The sequence below is a fragment of the Microvirga sp. BSC39 genome, from assembly GCF_000739015.1.
In the GTDB taxonomy this organism is placed as follows: Bacteria; Pseudomonadota; Alphaproteobacteria; order Rhizobiales; family Beijerinckiaceae; genus Microvirga.
The window spans coordinates 1-21073 of sequence record NZ_JPUG01000046.1 but is presented as its reverse complement, the minus strand read 5'-3'; the positions used below and the strand labels follow the sequence as shown (position 1 = coordinate 21073).

General features: G+C 64.4%; 21 protein-coding genes. 10 read left to right on the top strand and 11 right to left on the bottom strand.

Going from position 1 to position 21073, the window contains the following annotated elements; translation table 11 throughout:
• Positions 1–158: 158 nt before the first annotated feature.
• The 4 genes from MA07_RS05625 to MA07_RS05615 all read left to right on the top strand — a co-directional run bounded on the left by MA07_RS05625 (position 159) and on the right by MA07_RS05615 (position 2068).
• Positions 159–341: a hypothetical protein gene (locus MA07_RS05625; protein ID WP_036347918.1), complete on the top strand. Its 183-nt coding sequence runs from the start codon at positions 159–161 to the stop codon at positions 339–341.
• 72 nt (positions 342–413) lie between these two features.
• Entirely contained in the window at positions 414–551 is a 138-nt protein-coding gene (locus MA07_RS30000; protein ID WP_160195392.1) for a hypothetical protein, read from the top strand.
• 102 nt (positions 552–653) lie between these two features.
• Positions 654–1067 (top strand): hypothetical protein, encoded by a 414-nt coding sequence (locus MA07_RS05620; RefSeq protein WP_036347917.1) that lies wholly within the window; start codon positions 654–656, stop codon positions 1065–1067.
• Between the two features lie 305 nt (positions 1068–1372).
• Complete coding sequence (locus MA07_RS05615; protein WP_052002870.1) at positions 1373–2068, top strand: hypothetical protein; 696 nt, start codon at positions 1373–1375, stop codon at positions 2066–2068.
• A gap of 104 nt (positions 2069–2172) precedes the next feature.
• Here MA07_RS05615 and MA07_RS05610 read toward each other — a convergent pair whose 3' ends face one another.
• The 4 genes from MA07_RS05610 to MA07_RS05595 form a co-directional block, all read right to left on the bottom strand.
• Positions 2173–2553, bottom strand: a complete 381-nt coding sequence (locus tag MA07_RS05610; RefSeq protein WP_036347916.1) for a hypothetical protein — start codon at positions 2551–2553, stop codon at positions 2173–2175.
• A complete protein-coding gene (locus tag MA07_RS05605; RefSeq protein ID WP_036347915.1) occupies positions 2553–4106 on the bottom strand; it encodes a peptidase S10 in 1554 nt (517 codons plus the stop codon). The genes MA07_RS05610 and MA07_RS05605 overlap by 1 nt, the downstream gene beginning before the upstream one ends.
• Before the next feature lie 231 nt (positions 4107–4337).
• Positions 4338–4790, bottom strand: coding sequence for a DNA polymerase III subunit chi (locus tag MA07_RS05600; protein WP_036347914.1), 453 nt, complete (start codon positions 4788–4790; stop codon positions 4338–4340).
• 113 nt (positions 4791–4903) lie between these two features.
• Positions 4904–6406, bottom strand: coding sequence for a leucyl aminopeptidase (locus MA07_RS05595; RefSeq protein WP_036347951.1), 1503 nt, complete (start codon positions 6404–6406; stop codon positions 4904–4906).
• Between the two features lie 214 nt (positions 6407–6620).
• Here MA07_RS05595 and lptF point away from each other — a divergent pair, with 214 nt between their 5' ends.
• From lptF to MA07_RS05565, 6 genes are all read left to right on the top strand, one after another.
• The gene (gene lptF, locus MA07_RS05590) at positions 6621–7781 is read left to right on the top strand and encodes an LPS export ABC transporter permease LptF (RefSeq protein ID WP_036347913.1); all 1161 of its coding nucleotides are present in this window, start codon (positions 6621–6623) and stop codon (positions 7779–7781) included.
• A 2-nt stretch (positions 7782–7783) separates the two neighbouring features.
• Complete coding sequence (lptG, locus tag MA07_RS05585) at positions 7784–8869, top strand: LPS export ABC transporter permease LptG (RefSeq protein WP_036347912.1); 1086 nt, start codon at positions 7784–7786, stop codon at positions 8867–8869.
• Positions 8870–8904: 35 nt separating this feature from the next.
• Positions 8905–11433: an LPS-assembly protein LptD gene (locus tag MA07_RS05580; protein ID WP_036347911.1), complete on the top strand. Its 2529-nt coding sequence runs from the start codon at positions 8905–8907 to the stop codon at positions 11431–11433.
• A gap of 24 nt (positions 11434–11457) precedes the next feature.
• The gene (gene pdxA, locus MA07_RS05575; RefSeq protein WP_081928805.1) at positions 11458–12459 is read left to right on the top strand and encodes a 4-hydroxythreonine-4-phosphate dehydrogenase PdxA; all 1002 of its coding nucleotides are present in this window, start codon (positions 11458–11460) and stop codon (positions 12457–12459) included.
• Positions 12456–13316 carry a 16S rRNA (adenine(1518)-N(6)/adenine(1519)-N(6))-dimethyltransferase RsmA gene (rsmA, locus tag MA07_RS05570; protein WP_036347909.1) on the top strand — a complete coding sequence of 287 codons (861 nt, stop codon included), beginning with the start codon at positions 12456–12458 and terminating at the stop codon, positions 13314–13316. The genes pdxA and rsmA overlap by 4 nt, the downstream gene beginning before the upstream one ends.
• A gap of 151 nt (positions 13317–13467) precedes the next feature.
• Positions 13468–14580, top strand: a complete 1113-nt coding sequence (locus MA07_RS05565; protein ID WP_036347908.1) for a D-alanine--D-alanine ligase family protein — start codon at positions 13468–13470, stop codon at positions 14578–14580.
• A gap of 14 nt (positions 14581–14594) precedes the next feature.
• Here the strand turns inward: MA07_RS05565 and gmk are convergent, their stop codons facing one another.
• The 7 genes from gmk to fabD all read right to left on the bottom strand — a co-directional run.
• On the bottom strand, positions 14595–15245 hold the full coding sequence (gene gmk, locus MA07_RS05560) for a guanylate kinase (protein ID WP_036347907.1): 651 nt from the start codon (positions 15243–15245) through the stop codon (positions 14595–14597).
• Positions 15246–15249: 4 nt separating this feature from the next.
• Positions 15250–16137 (bottom strand): YicC/YloC family endoribonuclease, encoded by an 888-nt coding sequence (locus MA07_RS05555; protein WP_036347906.1) that lies wholly within the window; start codon positions 16135–16137, stop codon positions 15250–15252.
• A gap of 94 nt (positions 16138–16231) precedes the next feature.
• Positions 16232–17593, bottom strand: coding sequence for an endolytic transglycosylase MltG (gene mltG, locus MA07_RS05550; protein WP_036347905.1), 1362 nt, complete (start codon positions 17591–17593; stop codon positions 16232–16234).
• Positions 17594–17687: 94 nt separating this feature from the next.
• Positions 17688–18950 carry a beta-ketoacyl-ACP synthase II gene (fabF, locus tag MA07_RS05545; RefSeq protein ID WP_036347904.1) on the bottom strand — a complete coding sequence of 421 codons (1263 nt, stop codon included), beginning with the start codon at positions 18948–18950 and terminating at the stop codon, positions 17688–17690.
• A 66-nt stretch (positions 18951–19016) separates the two neighbouring features.
• Positions 19017–19253, bottom strand: coding sequence for an acyl carrier protein (locus MA07_RS05540; protein ID WP_036347903.1), 237 nt, complete (start codon positions 19251–19253; stop codon positions 19017–19019).
• A 234-nt stretch (positions 19254–19487) separates the two neighbouring features.
• Positions 19488–20225: a 3-oxoacyl-[acyl-carrier-protein] reductase gene (gene fabG / locus MA07_RS05535; protein ID WP_036347902.1), complete on the bottom strand. Its 738-nt coding sequence runs from the start codon at positions 20223–20225 to the stop codon at positions 19488–19490.
• Between the two features lie 12 nt (positions 20226–20237).
• A partial coding sequence (gene fabD, locus MA07_RS05530) for an ACP S-malonyltransferase (protein WP_036347901.1) occupies positions 20238–21073 on the bottom strand: 836 nt, incomplete at its 5' end.

The window sequence follows — 21073 nt, the reverse complement described above, 5'->3', positions numbered from 1 at the left end:
CGGACCCGGAAGTGGAGCGCACTTTCTGGATCGGGCACGATGCTCCGGAAGCGCCCCTGCCCAGCTACCTCCCCAGAGCAGCCGGGCTACCTCCTCGGAGTGCGCCCAAAATCGAAGCGTGGTCGTAAGCTGATCCTAGCCTTTGGGGGAGGCTGACCATGCGAATCCTGATTTCCGCCTGCACCGACCGGGCCTTTGCCGGGGGCCTCGTGCCGATGGCCCATCTGACGCACGGATCGGCATCGGCCGTGAATGACAACACGGCTCAAACCCAATCCAGATGGCGGCTTCGCCTGCATCGGAGCCACTCTTCCAATCTGACGCGTCAGGCTGCCTCGTAAGCCGAGTGCGGGGGAGCACATCGGACCGTTCCGTCCGGGGCTAGCTTTCGGCCGTCCGCGGTGGAGGCTCCGATGGCCCAAATCCTGTCCTACGGCACCACGAAACTGTTCGCTCGCGCCCTACTGCCGCTGGTAATGATCAAGCCACAGCCGGTCGCAAGCGCCAATGACGACGATCCCCCGGCAGCGTTCCCGAGCGTGTGGCGGTAAGCGGCCATTTGGGTCGTGGCACTCGGGTTGTGAACACTCGCCATTACTGCTGCGTTCATCATGAGAGGCGTATGTCGGTACACCTGGAATGGAGAACGGACCATGTTTCGTGCAGTTTTGGCCACCGCTTTGCTCATCGGTGGCGCAATGTTGGCGACACCGTCTGGGGCACAGGCGCAAGGATTGGTGCCTTGCGCACGGGAGAACGGGTTCTGCCGTGTTCCTTATCCGACCCGGGTGATCTACGGCATTCCCGGCCGGAGCGTCGAAGTTTTCGTAAGGGATGGCGGCGTTCCCTGCTCCAACAGGGTGTTCGGCGATCCTGCCCCGGGTGTTGCGAAGCGCTGCGCCTTCGTCGCCCGCGGAAGCGACAGAGGCCCGAGACGATATGAGGAGCGATCCGGACGATACGACGACGGGTACCGCAGATCCTTCCGCGAGTATGATCGCGGCCCGCGGGACTATTATGACGACGAGGGATACGAAGAGCCCTACCGGCGCTATGAGGTTTACTGATCCGTCGAACAGACGGTCGGCCCCGGAGTAGACGATCGAGGAGGCGTGCGCGCAGGTCCTGCGCGCACGCCTCTTTGCTGTCCTGCTCCTGGCTCGTTCTTCATCAATCGTTAATCATCATCTCAGTTTGCGACCGTACCGGCGGTTATACGCCAGATGAACGGGTCGCCTTGCCACCATTCAGCCATGCTGTCGGATGATGCAGTCACGAGGGGTTAACCGCCCTGTGGCACAACTCGGGCCTGAAACATTCGACGGGTCTCGCTCTGAGAGCAGCCCGCCAACAGAAGACTGGGGAGACAACGATGGCGACTATCTACGGGGATGACTTCGACGATATTATCGATGGTTTTTACACCTCGGATATCATCTACGGCTATGCCGGCGATGATCTGCTCTATGGTTGGGATGGGGACGACGACATCTTTGGCGACTGGGGTCACGACACGCTCTATGGCGGCAACGGGGATGACGATCTCTACGGCGACGATGGGGACGACGATCTCTACGGCGGCGGCGGCCATGACGATCTCTACGGCGGTGACGGATGGGACGACCTCTATGGGGGATCCGGCCTCGATTATCTCTCCGGCGGCTTCGGTGACGATCTTCTGTCCGGCGGAACCGGGCGCGACACGCTGGCCGGCGGTGCAGGAGAAGACGAGTTCTTGTTCAAGCGGGGCGACTCGGGCATCACCACCAGCACGGCCGACACGATCACGGACTGGAACCGTTCCTTCGACTTCATCGACATGACGATCAAGGGCACGAGGAGCAATTACCGTGAGGTCAAAACGGATGCCCGCTCTATCGCGACGGCTGCCTCCGATGCCGACTTCCTGTACGGCGACACGAATGTCCGGCACGTGTTCCTGTACAACCCCAAGACCGACAAAGGCTTCCTGATCTCCGACCTCAACGCGGACGGCTACTTCGAAACGGGTGTCGTGCTCAAGAATGCCGGCCTCGCGTCCGACATGAGGTTCGACTACATCATCTGAAACCGCATTGCTCATCAACAAAAATGGCCGCATTCGTTGCGGCCATTTTTGTTTGCAGGCTCAAAAGCGTCGAATCGGAAAGGCTCAGGCCAAGGGAACAGGCCTCAAGGCTTCACCACCCGGTCGAGGCTGTTGTTCACGAAGAAGTACAGCTCGCGACCGCCGGGCTCGGAATAGAGCACCTGCACCTCGCGCTGTCCCTTGCCGCTCTCACCCACGAGCACGTCCGTAGCCGGCTTTCCCTTCAGGCGCACGAGATCGCATTCGGTGATGCCGGGCTCAATGGCCGTCGCGGTGCCAGCGGGGGTACCGGTGCAGCGGCCATCCGGGCCGAGAACGGGGCCGTCGATTTGCGGTCCGAGGGACGCCATCGGCGCAGGGGTCGCAGGCGCTGCGACCGGTGGCGCGGACCGGGTGCTGTTGCACGCGGACAGGACCATTGCCGCAAGGGCGACACTCGACAGAACTCTTGTACGCATTCCCATCAATCCTTGCTATCCGCCGCTCTCGCCTGCAGGGCCCCGTCGAAGAGCCGCTGCACATCGGCCTTGAAGGCCTGTCGTGACGCCTGCCGCGAATAGAACATGTGGCCGCCTTCGTAAACCGTCAGCCCCACACGCTTCTGGGGCCCCAGATCGGGCAACTGGTTCAGCAGCAACTGCGAGGCGAAATATGGCGTCACCAGATCGGTGAAGCCGTGGGTGACGAGCACACGCATCTTTCCGTCGAGCGACAGGGCCTGCCGCAGCTCATCCAGGTTTTCAGGACCGTTGCGCCCGCCGCCCCAGCGCCACGCGCCATTGACGGAGCCGTTGAGCAGATTGTAGCGCCCCTCCGCCTTGTAGTTCAGGGTGTGGGTGAGGTGATGGATGATCGCGCTCGTCAGGGGCGCCGTCATGCCGTCGAGGACCGGATCCTCGAATCGGGAGACCTGGGCATTCGGGTTCGGGTCTGCGGTCGCCACGTTGGTATCGTAGGCGCTGACGATCTCGGACGATCCGCGGCGCAACTCCCTCTGGGCGGCGCGCATGTCGATACGTCCTGCCAGGCGCCGCGAGACCTCGGGGCTGAGCCCGCTCAGTTCGGCGACGCGCCGGCTGACGCGCTCCACCGCCTCCTTGTCCTGGAGTCCGCGCATGAGATCGACGAGGTACTCGCCGGACGCATAGGCTTCCGCGTCCTTCAGCGCTTCGCGCGACACGGGACCGTTCCGCGAAAGGTTCGTGGCCGCGAGCGACGGCAGAACCGCTGCGTTGATCCACGGTGCGCCGGCGCCCTGGTCGAGCCAATCGAAGTCGAAGACCGGCGAAACGAGAACGAGACCACTGAACCCGATGCCCTGATCGCTCTGGAGCTTCTGGGCCAACAGCGGGCCCCGGAAACCACCATAGCTCTCGCCAGTGAAGAATTTCGGCGACATGAGCCGGTTCTTTTCCTTGAGCCAGCGCATCACGAAGGCGGCAAGCCCGTCGATATCGCCCTGAACGGAATAAAACCGCTCCCGCACCGGATCGCCGCCGACCACGCGGCTGTAGCCCGTTCCCGGTGGATCGATGAAGACCAGGTCGGTGAAGTCGAGCCAGGTCTCGGCATTGGGAACGAGTGCGGGAGGGGCCGAGGGGCTGATCGTAGGGCCGTCGAGAGGCAGGAGCCACGGTCCGACAGCGAGGAGGTGCAGATAGGCCGAAGATGCGCCTGGGCCGCCATTCACCGCGAATGTCACCGGCCGGGTCGCCGGGTCCGCATCGTCCCGCGTGTACGCCACGAACCCGATCTCCGCCTGTGGCGCACCCTGCGGATCAGCCAGGGTCAGATGCCCGGCCGTCGCTGTAAACGACAGGGTCCGGCCAGGAAATTGAAGGGTGTGTCGCGTCACCGATTCCGGCGGCAGCGCCTGCGCATCCCTGGCCTCGGGCCGGGGCCGGCGCTGTTCCTGCTGTTGCCCTTGCGGCTGCTGTTCCTGGGCTCCGGCTCCGATCGGCAGAGCCAGCGAGAGAAACAGGGCGGCATACAGAGGAAGGCGCAGCTTTCGGGTCATTGGAACATCCTTATGGCCGCCCTGAAACTGGAGGGTTTGCCCCCTATGGCAAGCGCTGGGGCGATGAAGTGTTCGTGTGCAAAGGTCCGTGGCCACCCTTTCCTGTGCGACCTCACGGTCATGGCCGGGCTTGTCCCGGCCATCTCGATCGGAAGAGCACGACGCCTCTCGAAACGGGATCACCGGCACAAGGCCGGTGATGACGTGCGAGAGATTATTTCTCGTCAGGCGCTAGGCCTTCCGCTGCCAGCGGCCGCTCTCGTCCTGCTGCCAATAGGTCGCGTCGTGGCCGCCCTCCTTCACCGCCCGCCACTGATCGCGGGCGAAGGCGAGCGCCTGGATGTCGTTGCCGTCGAACAGGATCGCCAGGCGCTGGTAGGCGGCCATGTCCTCCGGCAGGTCGGCGCCTTCCACCAGGAAGCGGATGGAGGCGTCGTTGGGATTGGCGCCCGACAGGGTGATGAGGATCGGCTGGTCCGCCGCATGGGCCTCCCTGTCCGTTCCATGCGGCAGGAAGCTCTCGTCGGTGAAAGTCCACAGGTGATCGTCGAGAGCGGACATGCGCTCCTCGGTCACGACCTGAATCACCGCGCGCCACCCGCGCTCCAGGGTCTTCTGCAGGAGCGTAGGCAGCACGGCCTCGAGGGGCTGATGCTGGAGATGGTAGAAAAGGACCTCGGTCATGATACTCCTGTCATCCCGGACGGCGCGACGCGCAGATCCGGGATCTTTGCCAGGATCAAGCACCATTCTCGTTGAGCGATCCCGGGTTCTGCTGCGCAGCCCCGGGATGACGCTTAGGAGTTTCGGGCCTCGTAATGATCGCGCACGAGGCGGTCGAGGAGGCGCACGCCCCAGCCGGAGCTCCAGCCGCGGTTGATTTCGGTCGAGGGCGAACCCATGGCCGTGCCGGCGATGTCGAGATGGGCCCAGGGCACATCGTTGACAAAGCGCTGGAGCAGCGCCGCCGCGGTGCTCGACCCGCCGAAGCGCCCGGCCGAGTTCTTCATATCGGCGAACTTGGATTCTATCATCTTGTCGAACTCAGGTCCCAGCGGCATGCGCCACACCCGCTCGCCGGTCGCCTTGCCGGCAACGGTCAGGCGCTCGGCCAGCTCGTCGTTGTTCGAGAACAGGCCGGCATATTCCTGGGCCAGAGCCACCATGATCGCACCCGTGAGGGTCGCCAGATCGATCATGAACTTGGGCTTGAAGCGATCCTGCACGTACCAGAGCACATCGGCCAGCACGAGGCGTCCCTCGGCATCCGTGTTGATGATCTCGATGGTCTGGCCCGACATGGTGGTGACGATGTCGCCGGGCCGCTGGGCGTTGCCGTCGGGCATGTTCTCCACGAGGCCGATGGCGCCGACCACGTTGGCCTTGGCCTTGCGGCTTGCAAGCGCATGCATGAGCCCGACCACGCAGGCGGCCCCCGCCATGTCGCCCTTCATGTCCTCCATGCCGGCGCCCGGCTTGATCGAGATGCCGCCGGTGTCGAAGACAACGCCCTTGCCCACGAAGGCGATGGGCTTGTCGTTGGACTTAGCCCCGTTCCAGCGCATGATGGCGACCCGACCCGGTCGCACGGAGCCCTGGGCCACGCCGAGCAGCGCCCCCATGCCGAGCTTCCTCATGGCCTTGTCGTCGAGAATCTCCACCTCGACCCCAAGCTTGGTCAGGGCCTGGGCGCGGGCGGCGAATTCCTGCGGTCCCAACACATTCGGCGGCTCGTTCACGAGGTCGCGGGCGATGATGACACCCTGCTGGATCCCCTCGCGGGACTTGTAAGCCTTCTTGACCGCAGCAGGATCAGCCACGCTGAAGACCAGCCGTCCGCCGCCCTTCCCGTTGTCCTCGTCCTTCTTCTTGGTCTTGTAGCGGTCGAAGCTGTAGCGACGCAGCTGAACACCGAGGGCGATATCCGCCACCGCCTCAGGGGTGATCTCGGTTTCGGGCAGGTCCAGGACCACCGTGGCCAACTTGCCGTTCACCTTACCGGCGATCAGGCCGCCCAGCTGAACGAAGTCCAAGTCGTTCCGGTCTTTCTCTCCGCCGGTGCCGATGACGATCAGCCGATTGACGGACAGCCCCGTGGGGACCACGATCGACATGGCGGACTTGGCCTTGCCCTTGAAGCTTTCCGCAGCGGCAGCCTTGGCAATCAGGTCGACGCCCTTCGGCCCGAGCTGCTTGGCCACGGCGGCGGAGGGCTTGAGATTCTCCCCGACGAAGACGATGAGATCGCCGGATTCGACCTTGCCGTGGGCCTGGAAGTCGATCTTGAAGCTGTCGGCCATGAAATCCTCTTTGTTCTGGTGCATGTCCGGTCTCGGGGCCGGCTGCGACGCTGATGCGCGGTGGTGACGGTTGGGACATATATCATATTGTGAGCGCGGCCACGGGGAAGCCGCCGTGAAATCGGCGCAATCTCAGGCTGTTGAAAACGGCCGTCTTGCCTGAGACTGTCCGACACGATACCCAGGGCGTAACCGCCCGGGGGCGAAGGGCCTTATGACACTTCTCGAACGCTACATCCTGAAAATCACGTTCAGCGCCTTCGCCGCATGCCTGGTCGCCCTCACGGGCGTGATCTGGATCACGCAGGCCCTGCGGGAACTCGACCTGCTCACCGGCAAGGGCCAGACCCTCCTGATCTTCCTGACGGTCACTGGGCTCTCGCTGCCGGCCCTGATCAGCGTCATCGCGCCGGTCGCCCTGTTCCTTGCGACCATCTACACCCTGAACAAGCTGAACGGGGATTCCGAACTGATCGTCATGAGCGCCGGGGGCATGCCCCCGGGACGGCTTCTGCGGCCGTTCCTGGCGCTGGCGGCCTTCGTCTGCCTGGCCGTGGGCATCATCTCGATCCACATCATGCCCGCGAGCTTCCAGGAGATGCGCCAGCTGTTCACGAAGATCCGGGCCGACTTCGTGGGCACCATGGCCAAGGAAGGCCAGTTCATCAGCCTGGATAACGGCATCACGTTCCACTACCGGGAGCGGCAAGGCGATTCCCTGCTCGGTATCTTCATGGAGGACCTCCGGGAGAAGAACAAAGCCATCGTCTATCTGGCCGAGCGAGGCCAGACCGCCGAGCAGAATGGAACGTCCTATTTGGTGCTCCAGAAGGGAAGCGTTCAGCGCAAGGAGCCGAACAGCCGCGATTCCTCCATTGTCGCCTTCGAGCGCTATGCGGTCGATCTGTCGGCCTTCAACAAGGAGGGTGGAGAGGTCGTCTACAAGCCGCGGGAGCGCAGCACCCTCCAGCTCCTGTTCCCCGACAAGAGCGAACCCATCTATCAGGAACAGTCGGGGCGCTTCCGGGCCGAACTTCATGAGCGCCTGTCTTCCTGGCTCTACCCGCTCGCCATGATGATGATCGCTTTCGCGGCTCTCGGCGAACCCCGCACGACCCGCCAGGGCCGTGGTATGGCGATTGCCAGCGCGGTCGTGGCGATCGTGCTGATGCGGATCCTCGGCTTTGCCGCTTCGAGCGGGGTCGCCCGGACCTCAGCCGCGGTCGTCGCGATCTATGCTGTGCCGCTGGCAAGCATCCTGATCAGCCTGCTGCTGATCCTGCAAGGTCCGGCCATGCGATCGGCCCAGGCCAAGCTCTTGAGAGCTCTCAACAATCTGCTGCCGGGGCGCACTCCCGCGATCCAGAAAGCCTGACCATGCTGATCGGCCGGACCCTTGGCGCCTATTTCTCGCGGCAATTTCTCAAGACCATTTTCCTGGTCTTCGCGACGGTCTTCACCCTGGTCTATACCCTGGACTTCGTGGAGCTCATGCGCCGGGCCGGTGATGCGCCGAGCGCGACGACGGGGGTCATTGCGCAACTGGCCCTGTTCCGCACTCCGGCCATCGCCGAGCAGGTCATGCCGTTTGCCGTGCTGTTCGGCAGCATGGCGGCTCTCCTGCAGCTCAGCCGCAAGCTCGAACTGGTGGTGGCGCGGGCGGCGGGAATTTCCGCCTGGCAGTTCCTTCAGCCGGGGCTCCTGATTGCCGTGCTGATCGGCGTGCTCTCCGTCACCGTCTACAACCCCCTTTCCGCGGTCCTCAAGCAGCGCGCCTCCACGCTGGAAACGAGCATCTTCTCCAGGAATGTTCAAACCCGGGAGAAACCGATCTGGCTTCGTCAGAGAAGCCAGGACGGACAGGCGATTTTCCGCGCGAACGGCTCGGCGACGAACGCCGCAACCCTCTATGACGTCACGGTTTATGTCTTCGAGCACGACGGTTCTTTCAGTCATCGGGTCGAGTCCCGCGAAGCGAGCCTGCACGAGGGCTTCTGGGAACTGAAGGACGCCAGGGTTCTGTCCGCTATCGAGGAGCCCCGCTCCCATGATCGCTACCTGATCGCCTCCAGCCTGCAGCCCTCGGAGGTTCGACAGAGCTTCATCGACCCCGATGCGGTTCCGTTCTGGGACCTTAAGGCGACCATTGCCCGAATGGAGCAGGCGGATATCAACGCCACCACCTACCGCCTCCATTACGACCTGCTTATGGCCCGTCCCCTGCTCTTCATCGCCATGGTCTTCGTTGCCGCATCCGTCTCGTTAAGATTCTTTCGATTTGGCGGTGTAGCCATGATGGTTCTGGGTGGCGTCGCAGCCGGGTTCATGCTTTATGTCGCCACTGAGCTTATGGCGGAGCTTGGAGCCTCCGGAATCATCAGTTCGTTGGTTGCGGCCTGGTTCCCTGCTGTAGTAGGCAGTCTTTTAGGGACCTTGGCCTTATTGTACCAAGAGGACGGCTGACCGTTCTCAAGAAAGAGTATTGCGAAGGAGTGGGGATGCGGCGGCTCAAGACAACGATCGCAACGTCTGCGGTCGCAGCGGCACTGATGTATGCCGCTGGGTCAATGCCTGCGCTTGCCCAAGCCACGCTCAACGAGGCCATCGGCGCCCGCGCCCAATCGGGATCGGGGAACGACCGCCTCCTCGTGGACGCCAGGGAAATCGTCTACGACAACGACCGGAACACGATTGCCGCCACCGGCGACGTGCAGATGAACTACCAGGGCCGGACGCTTCAGGCCGACCGGGTCACCTATGACCGGAACACCGGCCGCGTCTTTGCCGAGGGCAATGCCCGCCTGACGGAGACCAACGGTACCGTGGCAACGGGTGACCGTTTCGAGCTCACCGACGACTTCAAGAGCGGCTTCATCGATTCCCTGAGGGTCGTGCAGACCACCGTGGAGCAGGGCCGTCCGCTGACGACCCGGTTCTCCGCCCCCAGGGCCGAGCGCGCCGAGGGCGAGACCACGACCTTTGAGCGCGGCACCTACACCGCCTGCGAGCCCTGCAAGGACAACCCGGAACGCCCCCCGCTCTGGCAGGTGAAGGCCGCGAAGATCATCCACAACAACAGCGAGCGGACGATCTATTACGAGGATGCGACCCTTGAGCTTCTCGGCATCCCGGTCGCCTACCTGCCTTATTTCTGGACGCCGGACCCGACGGTCAAACGCAAGACGGGCTTCCTGGCGCCGCGTTACGTCTACTCGAACACCCTGGGCTACGGCGGCTCGGTCCCGTTCTTCTGGGCGATTGCTCCCAATTACGACCTGACGATCAGCCCGACCATCCTGAGCCGCCAGGGGCTTCTCGGGCAAGTCGAGTGGCGCCACCGCCTGGAGACCGGCGCCTACAACATCCGCGCCGCCGGCATCAACCAGCTGGACCCGGAGGCCTTTCTCCCCTCTCCGCTCGGAGCCGGAGATCGCGATTTCCGCGGCTCCCTGGAAACATCGGGCGAGTTCTACATCAACCAGAACTGGCGCTGGGGCTGGGACATCGCCCTCGTGTCCGACAAATGGTTCCTCACCAACTACCGCATCCGCAGCGAGAGCCTGAGCAGCTATTACGTCAAGGAATCGATCTCGACCGTCTATCTCCAGGGCCAGGGAGACCGGTCGTTCTTCGATGCGCGGGGCTACTACTTCAAGACCCTCTCCACCTACGACTGGCAGAAGCAGCAGCCGATCGTTGCTCCGGTGGCCGACTACAACAAGCGCTTCACGCCTCCGACCATCGGCGGCGAGTTCGCGATCGACGTGAACGTCACCAGCCTGTCCCGCGAGGCAGCGCAGTTCGACCCGCTTTTTCCCGGGAATACGGCCTATTTCGGCATCGCGCGGACCTGCATCGAATTCGATCCAAGATCGTGCTTGGTTCGCGGCATCAGCGGCTCCACGTCGCGCGCTTCTGTGACAGCGTCCTGGCGGCGCGAGTTCATCGACCCGATCGGTCAGGTCTGGACCCCGTTCGCCTATCTCCGGGCTGATAATTTCTGGATCGCCCCCGATTTCAACGGCTACCAGAACCCGCAGCTCGCCAACTTCATCGACGGGAATGACGAGTATCTCTTCCGCGCCACCCCGGCGGTCGGGCTCGAGTACCGCTATCCCTTCATCGCCAGCCTCGGCACCTCGGGCCAGCAGATCCTGGAGCCCATCGCCCAGATCATTGCCCGCCCGAACGAGACCCGGATCGGCAACCTTCCCAACGAGGATGCCCAGAGCCTCGTCTTCGACGACACGTCGCTCTTCGATTGGGACAAGTTCTCCGGCTACGATCGGGTCGAGGGCGGCGTGCGCGCCAATGTCGGCCTGCAGTACACCGTTACCGGGGCAGACAACTTCTATGCCAACGTGCTGTTCGGGCAGTCCTATCAGGTTGCGGGACGCAACTCGTTCCGGCAGGGCGACCTGGCCAATGTGGGCTTGGATTCGGGCCTCGAGTCCCGGGCATCCGACTATGTCGGCCGCTTCCAGATCTCGCCGAATGCCAACTTTGCTTTCGTGACACGTGGACGCTTCGATCAGGAAGATTTCAGCCTGAACCGGTTCGAAGCCGGCATCCGGGCTGACTTCAATCCCTATCTGCCGGTCTCGACCTCCCTGACCTACGCCCGTTACGAGGCTCAGGAGGCCATCGGCTTCCCGACCCGTCGCGAGGGCCTGCTGGCTTCCGCACGCTGGGATATGACGCCGAACTGGTTCGTCACGGGCTCTCTGCTCCTCGACCTCGACCGCTATCTCGTGGCGCGCGAAGCGTTTGCCGTCCCTGCAGTAGTTGCTCCAGGAGCAGCGATCTCCCGACGTGAGAACGTCGGTTATGTGGCTGGCATGTCCCTGGGACTGGGCTACATCGACGAGTGCACGACCTTCTCGGTGAGCTATAGCGTCACGCCGCGCGATGTTACTTTTACCTCAGGCGAGAGGGAGCAGAACCACACGGTCGCTTTCAGTCTCGAGCTCCGCTCCCTCGGCGAGGTGGGCTATACTCAGCGGCTCAGCGGTTCCGACGATGAGTGATGGTGAAGGACACCGGTGTCGGCCTTGAACCAGCCCTCACTCCTGCTGACGCAGGGTGACCCGGCCGGGATCGGGCCGGAACTGGCCCTGAGGGCCTGGATGCTGCGGAAAGAACAGGCCCTGCCCCCCTTTGCGGTGTTGAGCGACCCCGCATTCCTTGAGCGCGTTGCTCAGAGCCAGGGTTGGGACATTCCGATCATGGCCGTCGAGGTGTCACGGATCCCGGACACATTCCCGAACGCCCTCCCGGTTCTCCCCTTGAGCGTTTCGGTCTCGGCACAACCGGGCAAGCCCGATGCAGGCGCTGCGGCCTCGGTGATCGAGTCCATCGAGACGGCCGTGCGGCTGGTCCAGAAGGGGGCCGCTTCGGCACTCGTCACGAACCCCATTGCCAAGCACGTCCTCTACGAGGCCGGGTTCCGGCACCCGGGCCATACGGAATTTCTCGCCGCCCTCGCGTCAGAAGGCAGGGATGAGATCTGGCATCCTGTGATGATGCTCTGGAGCGAAGAGCTGTCCGTGGTGCCCGTGACCGTGCATATCCCCCTCGCGGACGTGCCCTCCGCCCTCACCTCGGATCTGATCGTGCTGACAGGGCGCATCGTGGCCCGGGAGTTGCGGGAGCGGTTCGGCATCGCACATCCGAGACTGGCGTTGGCAGGCCTCAATCCTCACGCCGGTGAGAACGGAGCAATGGGACAGGAGGACAGCAGTGTCATCGCCCCGGCCATCGACATGCTGCGCGCCGATGGCATCGAGGTGACAGGCCCCTTGCCCGCAGACACCATGTTCCACGCCCGCGCCCGCAGCCGCTATGATGCGGCGCTTGCCATGTACCACGATCAGGCACTCATCCCGATCAAGACCATCGCGTTCGACGAGGCGGTCAACGTCACCCTAGGGCTCCCCTTCGTGCGCACTTCCCCGGATCACGGCACGGCCTTCGACATCGCGGGCCAAGGCATTGCCCGGCCCGACAGCCTCATCGCCGCTATCAAGCTCGCCGCGAGATTGGGAGCTCCATGAGCCAGATAGACGACCTTCCGCCCTTGCGCGAGGTGGTCCGCACCCATGGCCTCATGGCCAAGAAGTCGCTGGGCCAGAACTTCCTGTTCGATCTCAACCTCACCAGCCGCATCGCCCGCTCGGCCGGATCGCTGGAGGAGGCTACCGTCATCGAGGTCGGCCCCGGCCCCGGCGGTCTGACCCGGGCCATCCTGGCCGCTGGCGCCAAGAGAGTAATCGCCATCGAGCGCGACACCCGCTGCCTCCCGGCGCTTGCGGAAATCGCCGACCACTATCCGGGACGACTGGAGGTGGTCGAGGCCGATGCGCTGGAGTTTGATCCGCGCCCTATGGCCGGCGACGGGTTCGTCCGGATCATCGCCAACCTGCCCTACAATGTCGGCACGGCCCTGCTCACCGGGTGGCTCACCGGCGGCGCCTGGCCGCCCTGGTGGGCCTCGCTCACTCTCATGTTCCAGCGCGAAGTCGCCGAGCGCATCGTTGCCGACGAGAGCGACCCGAAGAACTACGGACGCCTGGGCGTCCTCTGCGGCTGGCGCGCGGAATCGCGCATCCTCTTCGACGTGCCGCCCTCCGCCTTCGTGCCGCCGCCGAAGATCAGGTCGAGCATCGTCCACCTGACCCCGCGGGCGAACCCTCTGCCCTGCCGTCTCGAAGCCCTGGAGGCCGTGACGCGGGCAGCCTTCGGGCAACGCCGCAAGATGCTGCGCCAGAGCCTGAAATCCATCGCTCCGGATCCGGCCGAGATCATTCAGGCGGCGGGGCTCGAAGAGACGACCCGGGCCGAGAACATCCCGGTCGAGGGCTATGTGGCGCTGGCCAATGCCCTGGACGCCACGCGCGGCTCACGGGCTTAGAACGACCAGGACGCTCGCCTCGTGCTCGATACGGCCTATATGCAGCCGCTCGACGGGAGCGGCGCCGGCCTTTCATAGGACCTTAACCCTGCCTCTCCCAGGATTGGTTCAGGTATGCGGCCTCATATAGCCGCGAGAGGAGGAAGCGGGCATGTCGCAGCCGCGCAAGAGGATCGGGCTTCTGTTCGGAGGCCGCTCAGCAGAGCATGAAGTCTCCAAGCTTTCGGCCGCCAATGTGCTGCGCGCCCTCGATCCGGACCGCTACGACATCATCCCCATCGGCATCGGTCGGGATGGGCGCTGGCTCCTCTGCGACAGCGGCAATGGCGGTGGACGGGGGGCGAGATCTCTGGAGATCCCCGAGGGAGCGCCCCAGGTTGCCCTGCTGCCCGGTGGGGCAGGCGAGATGATGGTCCTGAACGGCGACGCCGGCTCCACGACGCTTCACCTCGACGCGGTCGTGCCGGTGCTCCACGGGCCGAACGGCGAGGATGGGACGGTCCAGGGCTTCCTCGAACTCGCCAATATTCCTTATGTGGGCTCCGGCGTGATGGGCTCCGCCGCCGGCATGGACAAGGATGTGGCCAAGCGGTTGCTGCGCGACAGCGGCCTGCCGGTCGTTCCCTTCCTGACGCTGACGCCCCGCACCCGCGTCGACTATGGAGCTGCGGTGGATGCGCTCGGCACCCGTGATCTTTTCGTGAAGCCCGCCAATATGGGCTCGTCGGTGGGCGTATCCCGCGCCTCATCGGCTGAGGAGTTCGACAAAGCCTGCGAGCGCGCCTTCCGCTATGACGGCAAGTTGCTGGTGGAGCGCAGCGTCACGGGCGCGCGGGAGATCGAATGCTCCGTGCTGGAGGACGCCACAGGCGAGATCAAGGCCTCGCCGCTCGGCGAGATCGTGCCGGCCGGCAGCCACGGCTTCTACAGCTATGACGCCAAGTACATCGACGCGGACGGCGCCCTCCTGCGCATTCCCGCCGAACTCTCCTCAGACCAAGCGCGACGCATCCAGGAGCTTGCGGTTGAAACGTTCAGGACTCTCGGCTGCGAAGGATTGGCCCGTGTCGACTTCTTCGTGGATCCGAAGAGCGAGGGCAGCCTGTTCGTCAACGAGGTGAACACCCTGCCGGGCTTCACGGCGATCAGCATGTATCCCAAGCTTTGGGAGGCAGGAGGCCTGCCGCAGAGCGAGTTGATGGAGGTGCTGATCGGGCATGCCATCGCCCGCCATGAGCGCCGGAACCAGCTGGCGCTCGTCTGACAGGAAGCGTTGATCTAGTCGAGTTTCTCGTCCAGCAATCCTTCGACAAAGTCAGAGAGGCCGACGAGGCGATCGCGCTTGAGGCGCTCGGCCGCCTGGATGGCCTTGAGGCTCTGGAAGGAGCGGTCGAGGTCTTCGTTGACGATCACGTAGTCGTACTCGACCCAGCGCTCCATCTCGACGCGGGCATTGGCGAGACGCTTGGCGATGACGTCGGGTGCATCCTCCGCCCGGCGCTCCAGGCGCGCCTTCAGCTCCTTGAAGCTCGGAGGCAGGACGAACACGGTCACCACATCGTCCGGCAGCTTCTGCCGCACCTGGCGGGTGCCCTGGTAATCGATGTCGAAGACCATGTCCTGGCCGGCGGCCAGCGTCTTCTCCACGGGCTTGCGCGGCGTTCCGTAGAAGTTGCCGTGCACCTCGGCCCATTCCAGGAGCTCGTCGCGATCGCGCATCGCCTTGAACTCCTCCACGTCGATGAAGTGATAGTGCCTGCCCTCGATCTCCGACGGACGCTTGGGACGCGTGGTGACGGAAACCGACAGAACGCCGGCCCGCTCTTCCACGAGGCTGCGGGTGAGCGTGGTTTTGCCGGCACCCGATGGCGACGACAGGATGAGGATCAGGCCGCGACGGCCGACCGGGGACTTCGGATCTTGGCTCACCGCATCACTCCACGTTCTGAACCTGCTCGCGGAATTGCTCGATCACGGCCTTCAATTCAAGGCCGATCCGCGACAGGGAGACATCATTGGCTTTCGCGCACAGGGTATTCGCCTCGCGGCCGAATTCCTGCGCCAGGAAATCGAGACGCCGGCCGACCGGGCCGCCTTCCTGCAGCAGGCCGCGAGCGGCATCCACATGGGCGCGCAGGCGATCAAGCTCCTCGCGGATATCCGCCCGGGCCGCGATCAGCACCGCCTCCTGGTGGAGGCGTGCCGGGTCGAGGGCATGCTTGCCCTCGAACAATTCTGCGATCTGAGTTTCCAGCCGCGCGCGGATTGCCTCCGGCCGACGGGCGGGCGCGGCTTCGGCCTCGTCGACGAGCCGTGAGATGAGATCGACCTGCTGTCCGAGGACGGCGGACAGCGCCTGCCCCTCTTTCAGGCGGGCTGCCTTGAGCCCATCGATCAGCGCTCCGGCACCGGCTCTCAACGCGGCCGCAAGCTCCTCGTTCTGCCCCGGATCGTCGGCATCGTCGTCGAGTTCCACCACGCCACGTATGGCAAGGAGACCGTCGAGGGAGGCGGGCTTCACGTTCTCAGGAAGCGACAGGCCATTGAGGGCGGAGAGCAGCGATTGCAGCACATCCTGGTTGACGCGCAGCTTCGGGGCGGACGACGCCTTGCTCAGCGAGAGATTCAGCTGGCCTTGTCCCCGGGTGAGCGCCTTGAGGATCTGCCCGCGCGCCTCCTCGCCCAGGGCGTCGAGACCCGAAGGTGTCCGAACCCGCACTTCGAGCCCGCGGCCGTTCACGGTCTTGAGTTCCCAGGCCCATTGATAGGCGCCGGTGACACCGGCCTCGCGGGCAAAGCCGGTCATGCTCGCAATGGACATGCGTGAAACCTCGGACGGAATGAAAAATCGGCGCGACCATAATGCGCGCCGATCCAAGAGTCGATTGCAAGGATCAGGGATCTACCCTGGCAACTCATGGCTGTTGAAGAGCCGGGACGTTCTTCGGTTTAGTCAGGTCGAAGCTCTTGTTCTTGAGCGGATCCTTGTCGGTTCCCTCGCTGGCATCGAAGCCGCGTCCAGGGCGTCCGCCCCCAGCCGGCAGGGCGTTTGCGGTGCCGCGCAACGCGGGGGCGGCACCGGGTGTCACGCCGGTCTGCTCTGCATCGGGCAGCGCCCGGTCCACATCCCCAGGGCCGGGCGCGGGACGGCTCTTCTCGATCTGCCGCCACCGGGCCACGTTGCGCTGATGCTGCTCGTAGGTCTCGGCGAAGGCATGACCGCCGGAACCGTCGGCCACGAAGTAAAGGTCCTTGGTCCTGGACGGGTTGGCCACCGCCTCAAGCGCTGCCCGGCCGGGATTGGCGATGGGGCCGGGAGGCAGCCCTTCGATCACATAGGTGTTGTAGGGCGTCGCCGCCTCGATCTCGCTGCGCAGGATGCCGCGTCCCAGAGTGCCCTTTCCGCCCACCAGCCCGTAGACGATGGTCGGGTCGGACTGGAGCCTCATGCGCTTCATGAGCCGGTTGATGAAGACGCCGGCCACCCGCGTGCGCTCGTCGGCGCGGCCCGTCTCCTTCTCCACAATGGAAGCAAGGATTACGAGTTCCTGCGGGGACTTGATCGGCAGCTCGGACGAGCGGCGCTGCCAGATCTGCTCGAGGGCCTGACGTTGGGCCGCCTGCATGGTGTTGATGATCTGCTGGCGCGTGGTGCCGCGCTCGAACTTGTAGGTATCGGGCAGGAGCGAGCCTTCGCGCGGGGTTTCGCTGATGTCGCCCGTGAGGATCTCATGCTCGTAGAGACGAGCCATGATCTGCTCGCTGGTGAGCCCTTCCGGGACCGTGACTGTGTGCAGGATGGCCCGGCCCTGGATCAGGGTGTCGATGGCCTCTTCGACGCTGGTGCCGGCCTTGAACTGGAACTCGCCGGCTTTGAGCTGTCCGCGCTGGCGGTTCATGTAAGCATAAGCCTGGAACAGCATGGGCTGCTCGATCACGCCCTCCTCCTTGAGGATCTGGGCGATCTCACCGGTGCCGGTGTTGCGGGGGATCACCACCACCTTGTCGCTCTGCAGCGGCCCGTCGGTCGTCACCGCCTGCTGGAGCATGGAGAAACCGAAGATGCCCGCGATGGCTACGGCCACGAGCAGGGTCAGCAGCCCGCTGAGAAGGGAGAGCATGCCCCTGCGGCGGCGGCGGAGCCTGGGCGGCGGCGGCGGAGCCATCGATGGCTTGATGGCCTCGCTTGGGGATCGGGGCGCCAGGCGCGGCTGGGACGACCCGTTCTCGGAATCGTCTACGGGAGCAAGAAGGATCTTTTTCTTTCGTCCGAACATCACGCCGCTTTTCTGGTACCGGCCGGCGGTCCTGCCGGTCCGCCGACACCCTAGCAGGGATTATGGCGAAAAGCCGTAAGAGGCTCCCGCAGTCTTATGATACGCGACGAAGAATGAGCGAAGCGTTAGTTCCGCCGAACCCGAAGGAGTTCGACAGGGCCACGTTGACCTCCTTGTGCTTGGCCTGCTTCGGCACGAGGTCGATGGCCGTCTCCACGGACGGATTGTCGAGGTTGATCGTCGGCGGGATGATGCCGTCGCGGATGGCCAGGATCGAGAAGATCGCCTCGACGGCACCGGCGGCGCCGAGCAGGTGACCGATGGCCGACTTGGTGGACGACATGGAAAGCTTGCCGGCGGCATTGCCCATGATGCGCTCGACCGCCTTCAGCTCAAGCTCGTCGCCCAGGGGCGTCGAGGTGCCGTGGGCGTTGACGTAGTCGATCTCGGACACGTCGATGGCGGCGCGCTTGAGGGCGGCGGCCATGCAGCGATAGGCGCCGTCGCCGTCCTCGGACGGCGAGGTGATGTGATAGGCGTCGCCCGACAGGCCGTAGCCGATTACCTCGGCATAGATCTTGGCGCCGCGGGCCTTGGCGTGCTCGTATTCCTCCAGCACCACGATACCGGCACCCTCGCCCATGACGAAGCCGTCACGGTCCTTGTCGTAGGGGCGAGAAGCCTTCTCGGGCCTGTCGTTGTAGCCCGTGGAGAGAGCCCGGCAGGCAGCAAAGCCTGCGATGGAGAGGCGGTTGACCGGTGATTCCGTGCCGCCCGCGACCATCACGTCCGCATCGCCAAGCGCGATCAGGCGGGCTGCGTCGCCGATGGCATGCGACCCGGTGGAGCAGGCGGTCACGACTGCGTGGTTCGGACCCTTCAGGCCGTGCTCGATGGAGACGTAGCCGCCAGCCAGGTTGATCAGGCGGCCGGGGATGAAGAACGGCGAGATGCGGCGCGGGCCGCGCTCGATCAAGGTCGCGGACGCTTCGTAGATACCGCCGATGCCGCCGATGCCGGAGCCGATCAGCACGCCCGTGGCGCACTGCTCCTCATAAGTCTTCGGCTGCCAGCCGGAATCGCGAAGAGCCTGGGTCGACGCTGCCATCGCATAGACGATGAAGGGATCGACCTTGCGCTGCTCCTTGGGCTCCATCCAATCGTCGGCGTTGAAGGTGCCGTCGGTGCCGTCGCCCCGTGGGATCTGGCAGGCGATCTGGCAGGCCAGGTCGTCGACCTGGAAATCCGTGATCTTGCCGGCGCCGCTCTGTCCCTCGATGAGGCGGGACCATGTGGCATCGACCCCGCTGCCCAGCGGAGTGACCATGCCAAGACCTGTAACAACTACCCGGCGCATGAATTCCTGCCTTATCGATTGATAAAATTAGGGCGTCGGATGAATCACCCGACGCCCCTTCAGCTCTTAGGCTGCGTTCTTCTCGAGGAAGCGGACAGCGTCGCCGACCGTCACGATGGTCTCAGCCGCGTCATCCGGAATCTCGACGTTGAACTCTTCCTCGAACGCCATCACCAGCTCGACCGTATCAAGGCTGTCGGCGCCCAGGTCGTCGATGAAGTTCGCGTTCTCGACCACCTTGTCGGCTTCGACGCCCAGGTGCTCGACAACAATCTTCTTCACGCGATCAGCGACGTCACTCATCGTTTTTTCCTCAGTGGCTGCCGCCTCAGGATTGGGCGGATTCAAGAAATCAAATTAGATCAGCTGCTCAGCTGACAACGCTGAAACGGCTACCCTGCGCCGTGCAAAGCCGCATTTTTGAGCGCCGGTCAACCCCTTTGACCTGATCGGGATCATGCTTAACACAAGCTTATCCTGTCTGGCGAGAGGTTGTCGGCACCTGCAAACAGATTCCGAAAACGGCCATAAGTTCCTTTAGAACATGGCCATTCCGCCATTCACGTGCAGGGTCTGACCCGTCACGTAGGCGGCCTCAGTGGACGCGAGATAAACCACGGAAGAAGCGATCTCATCGCCTTGGCCCAGGCGCCCCATGGGGATCGTGCCCAGGATCCCCTCCCGCTGCTTGTCGTTGAGCACGTCGGTCATGGGCGACTCGATGAAGCCCGGAGCGACGCAGTTCACCGTGATGTTGCGGCTGGCGACCTCGGCGGCGAGCGCCTTGGTCATGCCGATGAGGCCGGCCTTGGAGGCGGCATAGTTGCCCTGCCCCGGATTGCCCGTGGAGCCCACCACGGAGCCGATATTGACGATGCGGCCGTAGCGGCGGCGCATCATGTTCTTCACCGCCGCCCGGGAGAGACGGAAGGAGGCGGTGAGGTTCACGGCGAGCACCGTGTCCCACTCCTCGTCCTTCATGCGCATGAACAGGTTGTCCTTGGTCACGCCGGCATTGTTGACCAGGATGTCGAGCCCTTCCATGGCCGCCTCAGCCGCCGGAACGAGAGCCTCGACCGAGTCCTTGTCGGACAGGTTGGCTTCGACCACATGGACCCGCTCGCCCAGCGACGAGGCAAGCTCGTCCAGGGCAGCGCGGCGGGTTCCGGAGAGGGTGACGGTCGCGCCCTGGGCATGAAGGGCGCGGGCAATGGCGCCGCCGATGCCGCCCGTGGCGCCGGTAACGAGAGCCTTGCGGCCGGTGAGATCGAACATGCGGGGTTCCTCTTATCCGTTCAGGGACGCCTTGAAGGCGGCAATGTCATCAGGTCCGCCGATGGCGGCAGACGAAGCGCCCGCCGCGATGCGCTTCACAAGGCCGGTCAGCACCTTGCCGGAGCCAACCTCATAGAAGGAATCGACGCCCTGGGAGGCCATATAGGCGACGCTCTCGCGCCAGCGCACGGTTCCGGTGACCTGGCGGACCAGGGCGTCGCGGATCGCCGACGGGTCGGTGATGGCGATGGCCTCCACGTTGGCCACGACCGGAACAACCGGGGCATTCACGGTCACGCCGTCCAGGGCCTCGCGCATGGCATCGGCTGCCGGCTGCATGAGAGCGCAATGGAAGGGGGCGGACACGGCCAGCATCACGGCACGCTTGGCGCCCTTGGTTTGGGCGATGGCTACCGCCCGCTCGACGGCGGCCTTATGACCGGACACCACCACCTGGGCGCCGCCATTGTCGTTGGCCGCATCGCAGACCTCGCCCTGAGCCGCCTCGCGGGCGACCTCGAGGGCGGTATCGTATTCGAGGCCCAGAAGCGCCGCCATGGCACCCTGCCCCACGGGAACGGCATTCTGCATGGCGTTGCCGCGGATCCTCAGAAGCCGGGCCGTATCGGAAATGGACAGGCTGCCGGCGGCGGCAAGCGCCGAATACTCGCCGAGCGAGTGGCCGGCCACAAAGGCGGGATGCCGCTTCAAATCGAGACCGGCCTCGGCTTCCAGGACGCGGATGGCCGCGAGACTCACGGCCATGAGGGCCGGCTGGGTGTTGGCCGTGAGGGTCAGCTCCTCCGCGGGGCCCTCCCACATAAGGGTGGAGAGCTTCTGGGACAGGG

Bases quoted from the DNA above. Each gene is read 5' to 3' on its own strand.
- lptG (WP_036347912.1), top strand. From the start codon at position 7,784: ATGCTGATCGGCCGGACCCTTGGCGCCTATTTCTCGCGGCAATTTCTC.
- fabF (WP_036347904.1), bottom strand. From the start codon at position 18,950: ATGCGCCGGGTAGTTGTTACAGGTCTTGGCATGGTCACTCCGCTGGGC.
- MA07_RS30000 (WP_160195392.1), top strand. From the start codon at position 414: ATGGCCCAAATCCTGTCCTACGGCACCACGAAACTGTTCGCTCGCGCC.
- MA07_RS05600 (WP_036347914.1), bottom strand. From the start codon at position 4,790: ATGACCGAGGTCCTTTTCTACCATCTCCAGCATCAGCCCCTCGAGGCC.
- MA07_RS05610 (WP_036347916.1), bottom strand. From the start codon at position 2,553: ATGGGAATGCGTACAAGAGTTCTGTCGAGTGTCGCCCTTGCGGCAATG.
- MA07_RS05615 (WP_052002870.1), top strand. From the start codon at position 1,373: ATGGCGACTATCTACGGGGATGACTTCGACGATATTATCGATGGTTTT.
- mltG (WP_036347905.1), bottom strand. From the start codon at position 17,593: ATGTTCGGACGAAAGAAAAAGATCCTTCTTGCTCCCGTAGACGATTCC.
- MA07_RS05625 (WP_036347918.1), top strand. From the start codon at position 159: ATGCGAATCCTGATTTCCGCCTGCACCGACCGGGCCTTTGCCGGGGGC.
- fabG (WP_036347902.1), bottom strand. From the start codon at position 20,225: ATGTTCGATCTCACCGGCCGCAAGGCTCTCGTTACCGGCGCCACGGGC.
- MA07_RS05595 (WP_036347951.1), bottom strand. From the start codon at position 6,406: ATGGCCGACAGCTTCAAGATCGACTTCCAGGCCCACGGCAAGGTCGAA.
- MA07_RS05620 (WP_036347917.1), top strand. From the start codon at position 654: ATGTTTCGTGCAGTTTTGGCCACCGCTTTGCTCATCGGTGGCGCAATG.
- MA07_RS05540 (WP_036347903.1), bottom strand. From the start codon at position 19,253: ATGAGTGACGTCGCTGATCGCGTGAAGAAGATTGTTGTCGAGCACCTG.
- MA07_RS05605 (WP_036347915.1), bottom strand. From the start codon at position 4,106: ATGACCCGAAAGCTGCGCCTTCCTCTGTATGCCGCCCTGTTTCTCTCG.
- MA07_RS05555 (WP_036347906.1), bottom strand. From the start codon at position 16,137: ATGTCCATTGCGAGCATGACCGGCTTTGCCCGCGAGGCCGGTGTCACC.
- MA07_RS05565 (WP_036347908.1), top strand. From the start codon at position 13,468: ATGTCGCAGCCGCGCAAGAGGATCGGGCTTCTGTTCGGAGGCCGCTCA.
- rsmA (WP_036347909.1), top strand. From the start codon at position 12,456: ATGAGCCAGATAGACGACCTTCCGCCCTTGCGCGAGGTGGTCCGCACC.
- MA07_RS05580 (WP_036347911.1), top strand. From the start codon at position 8,905: ATGCGGCGGCTCAAGACAACGATCGCAACGTCTGCGGTCGCAGCGGCA.
- lptF (WP_036347913.1), top strand. From the start codon at position 6,621: ATGACACTTCTCGAACGCTACATCCTGAAAATCACGTTCAGCGCCTTC.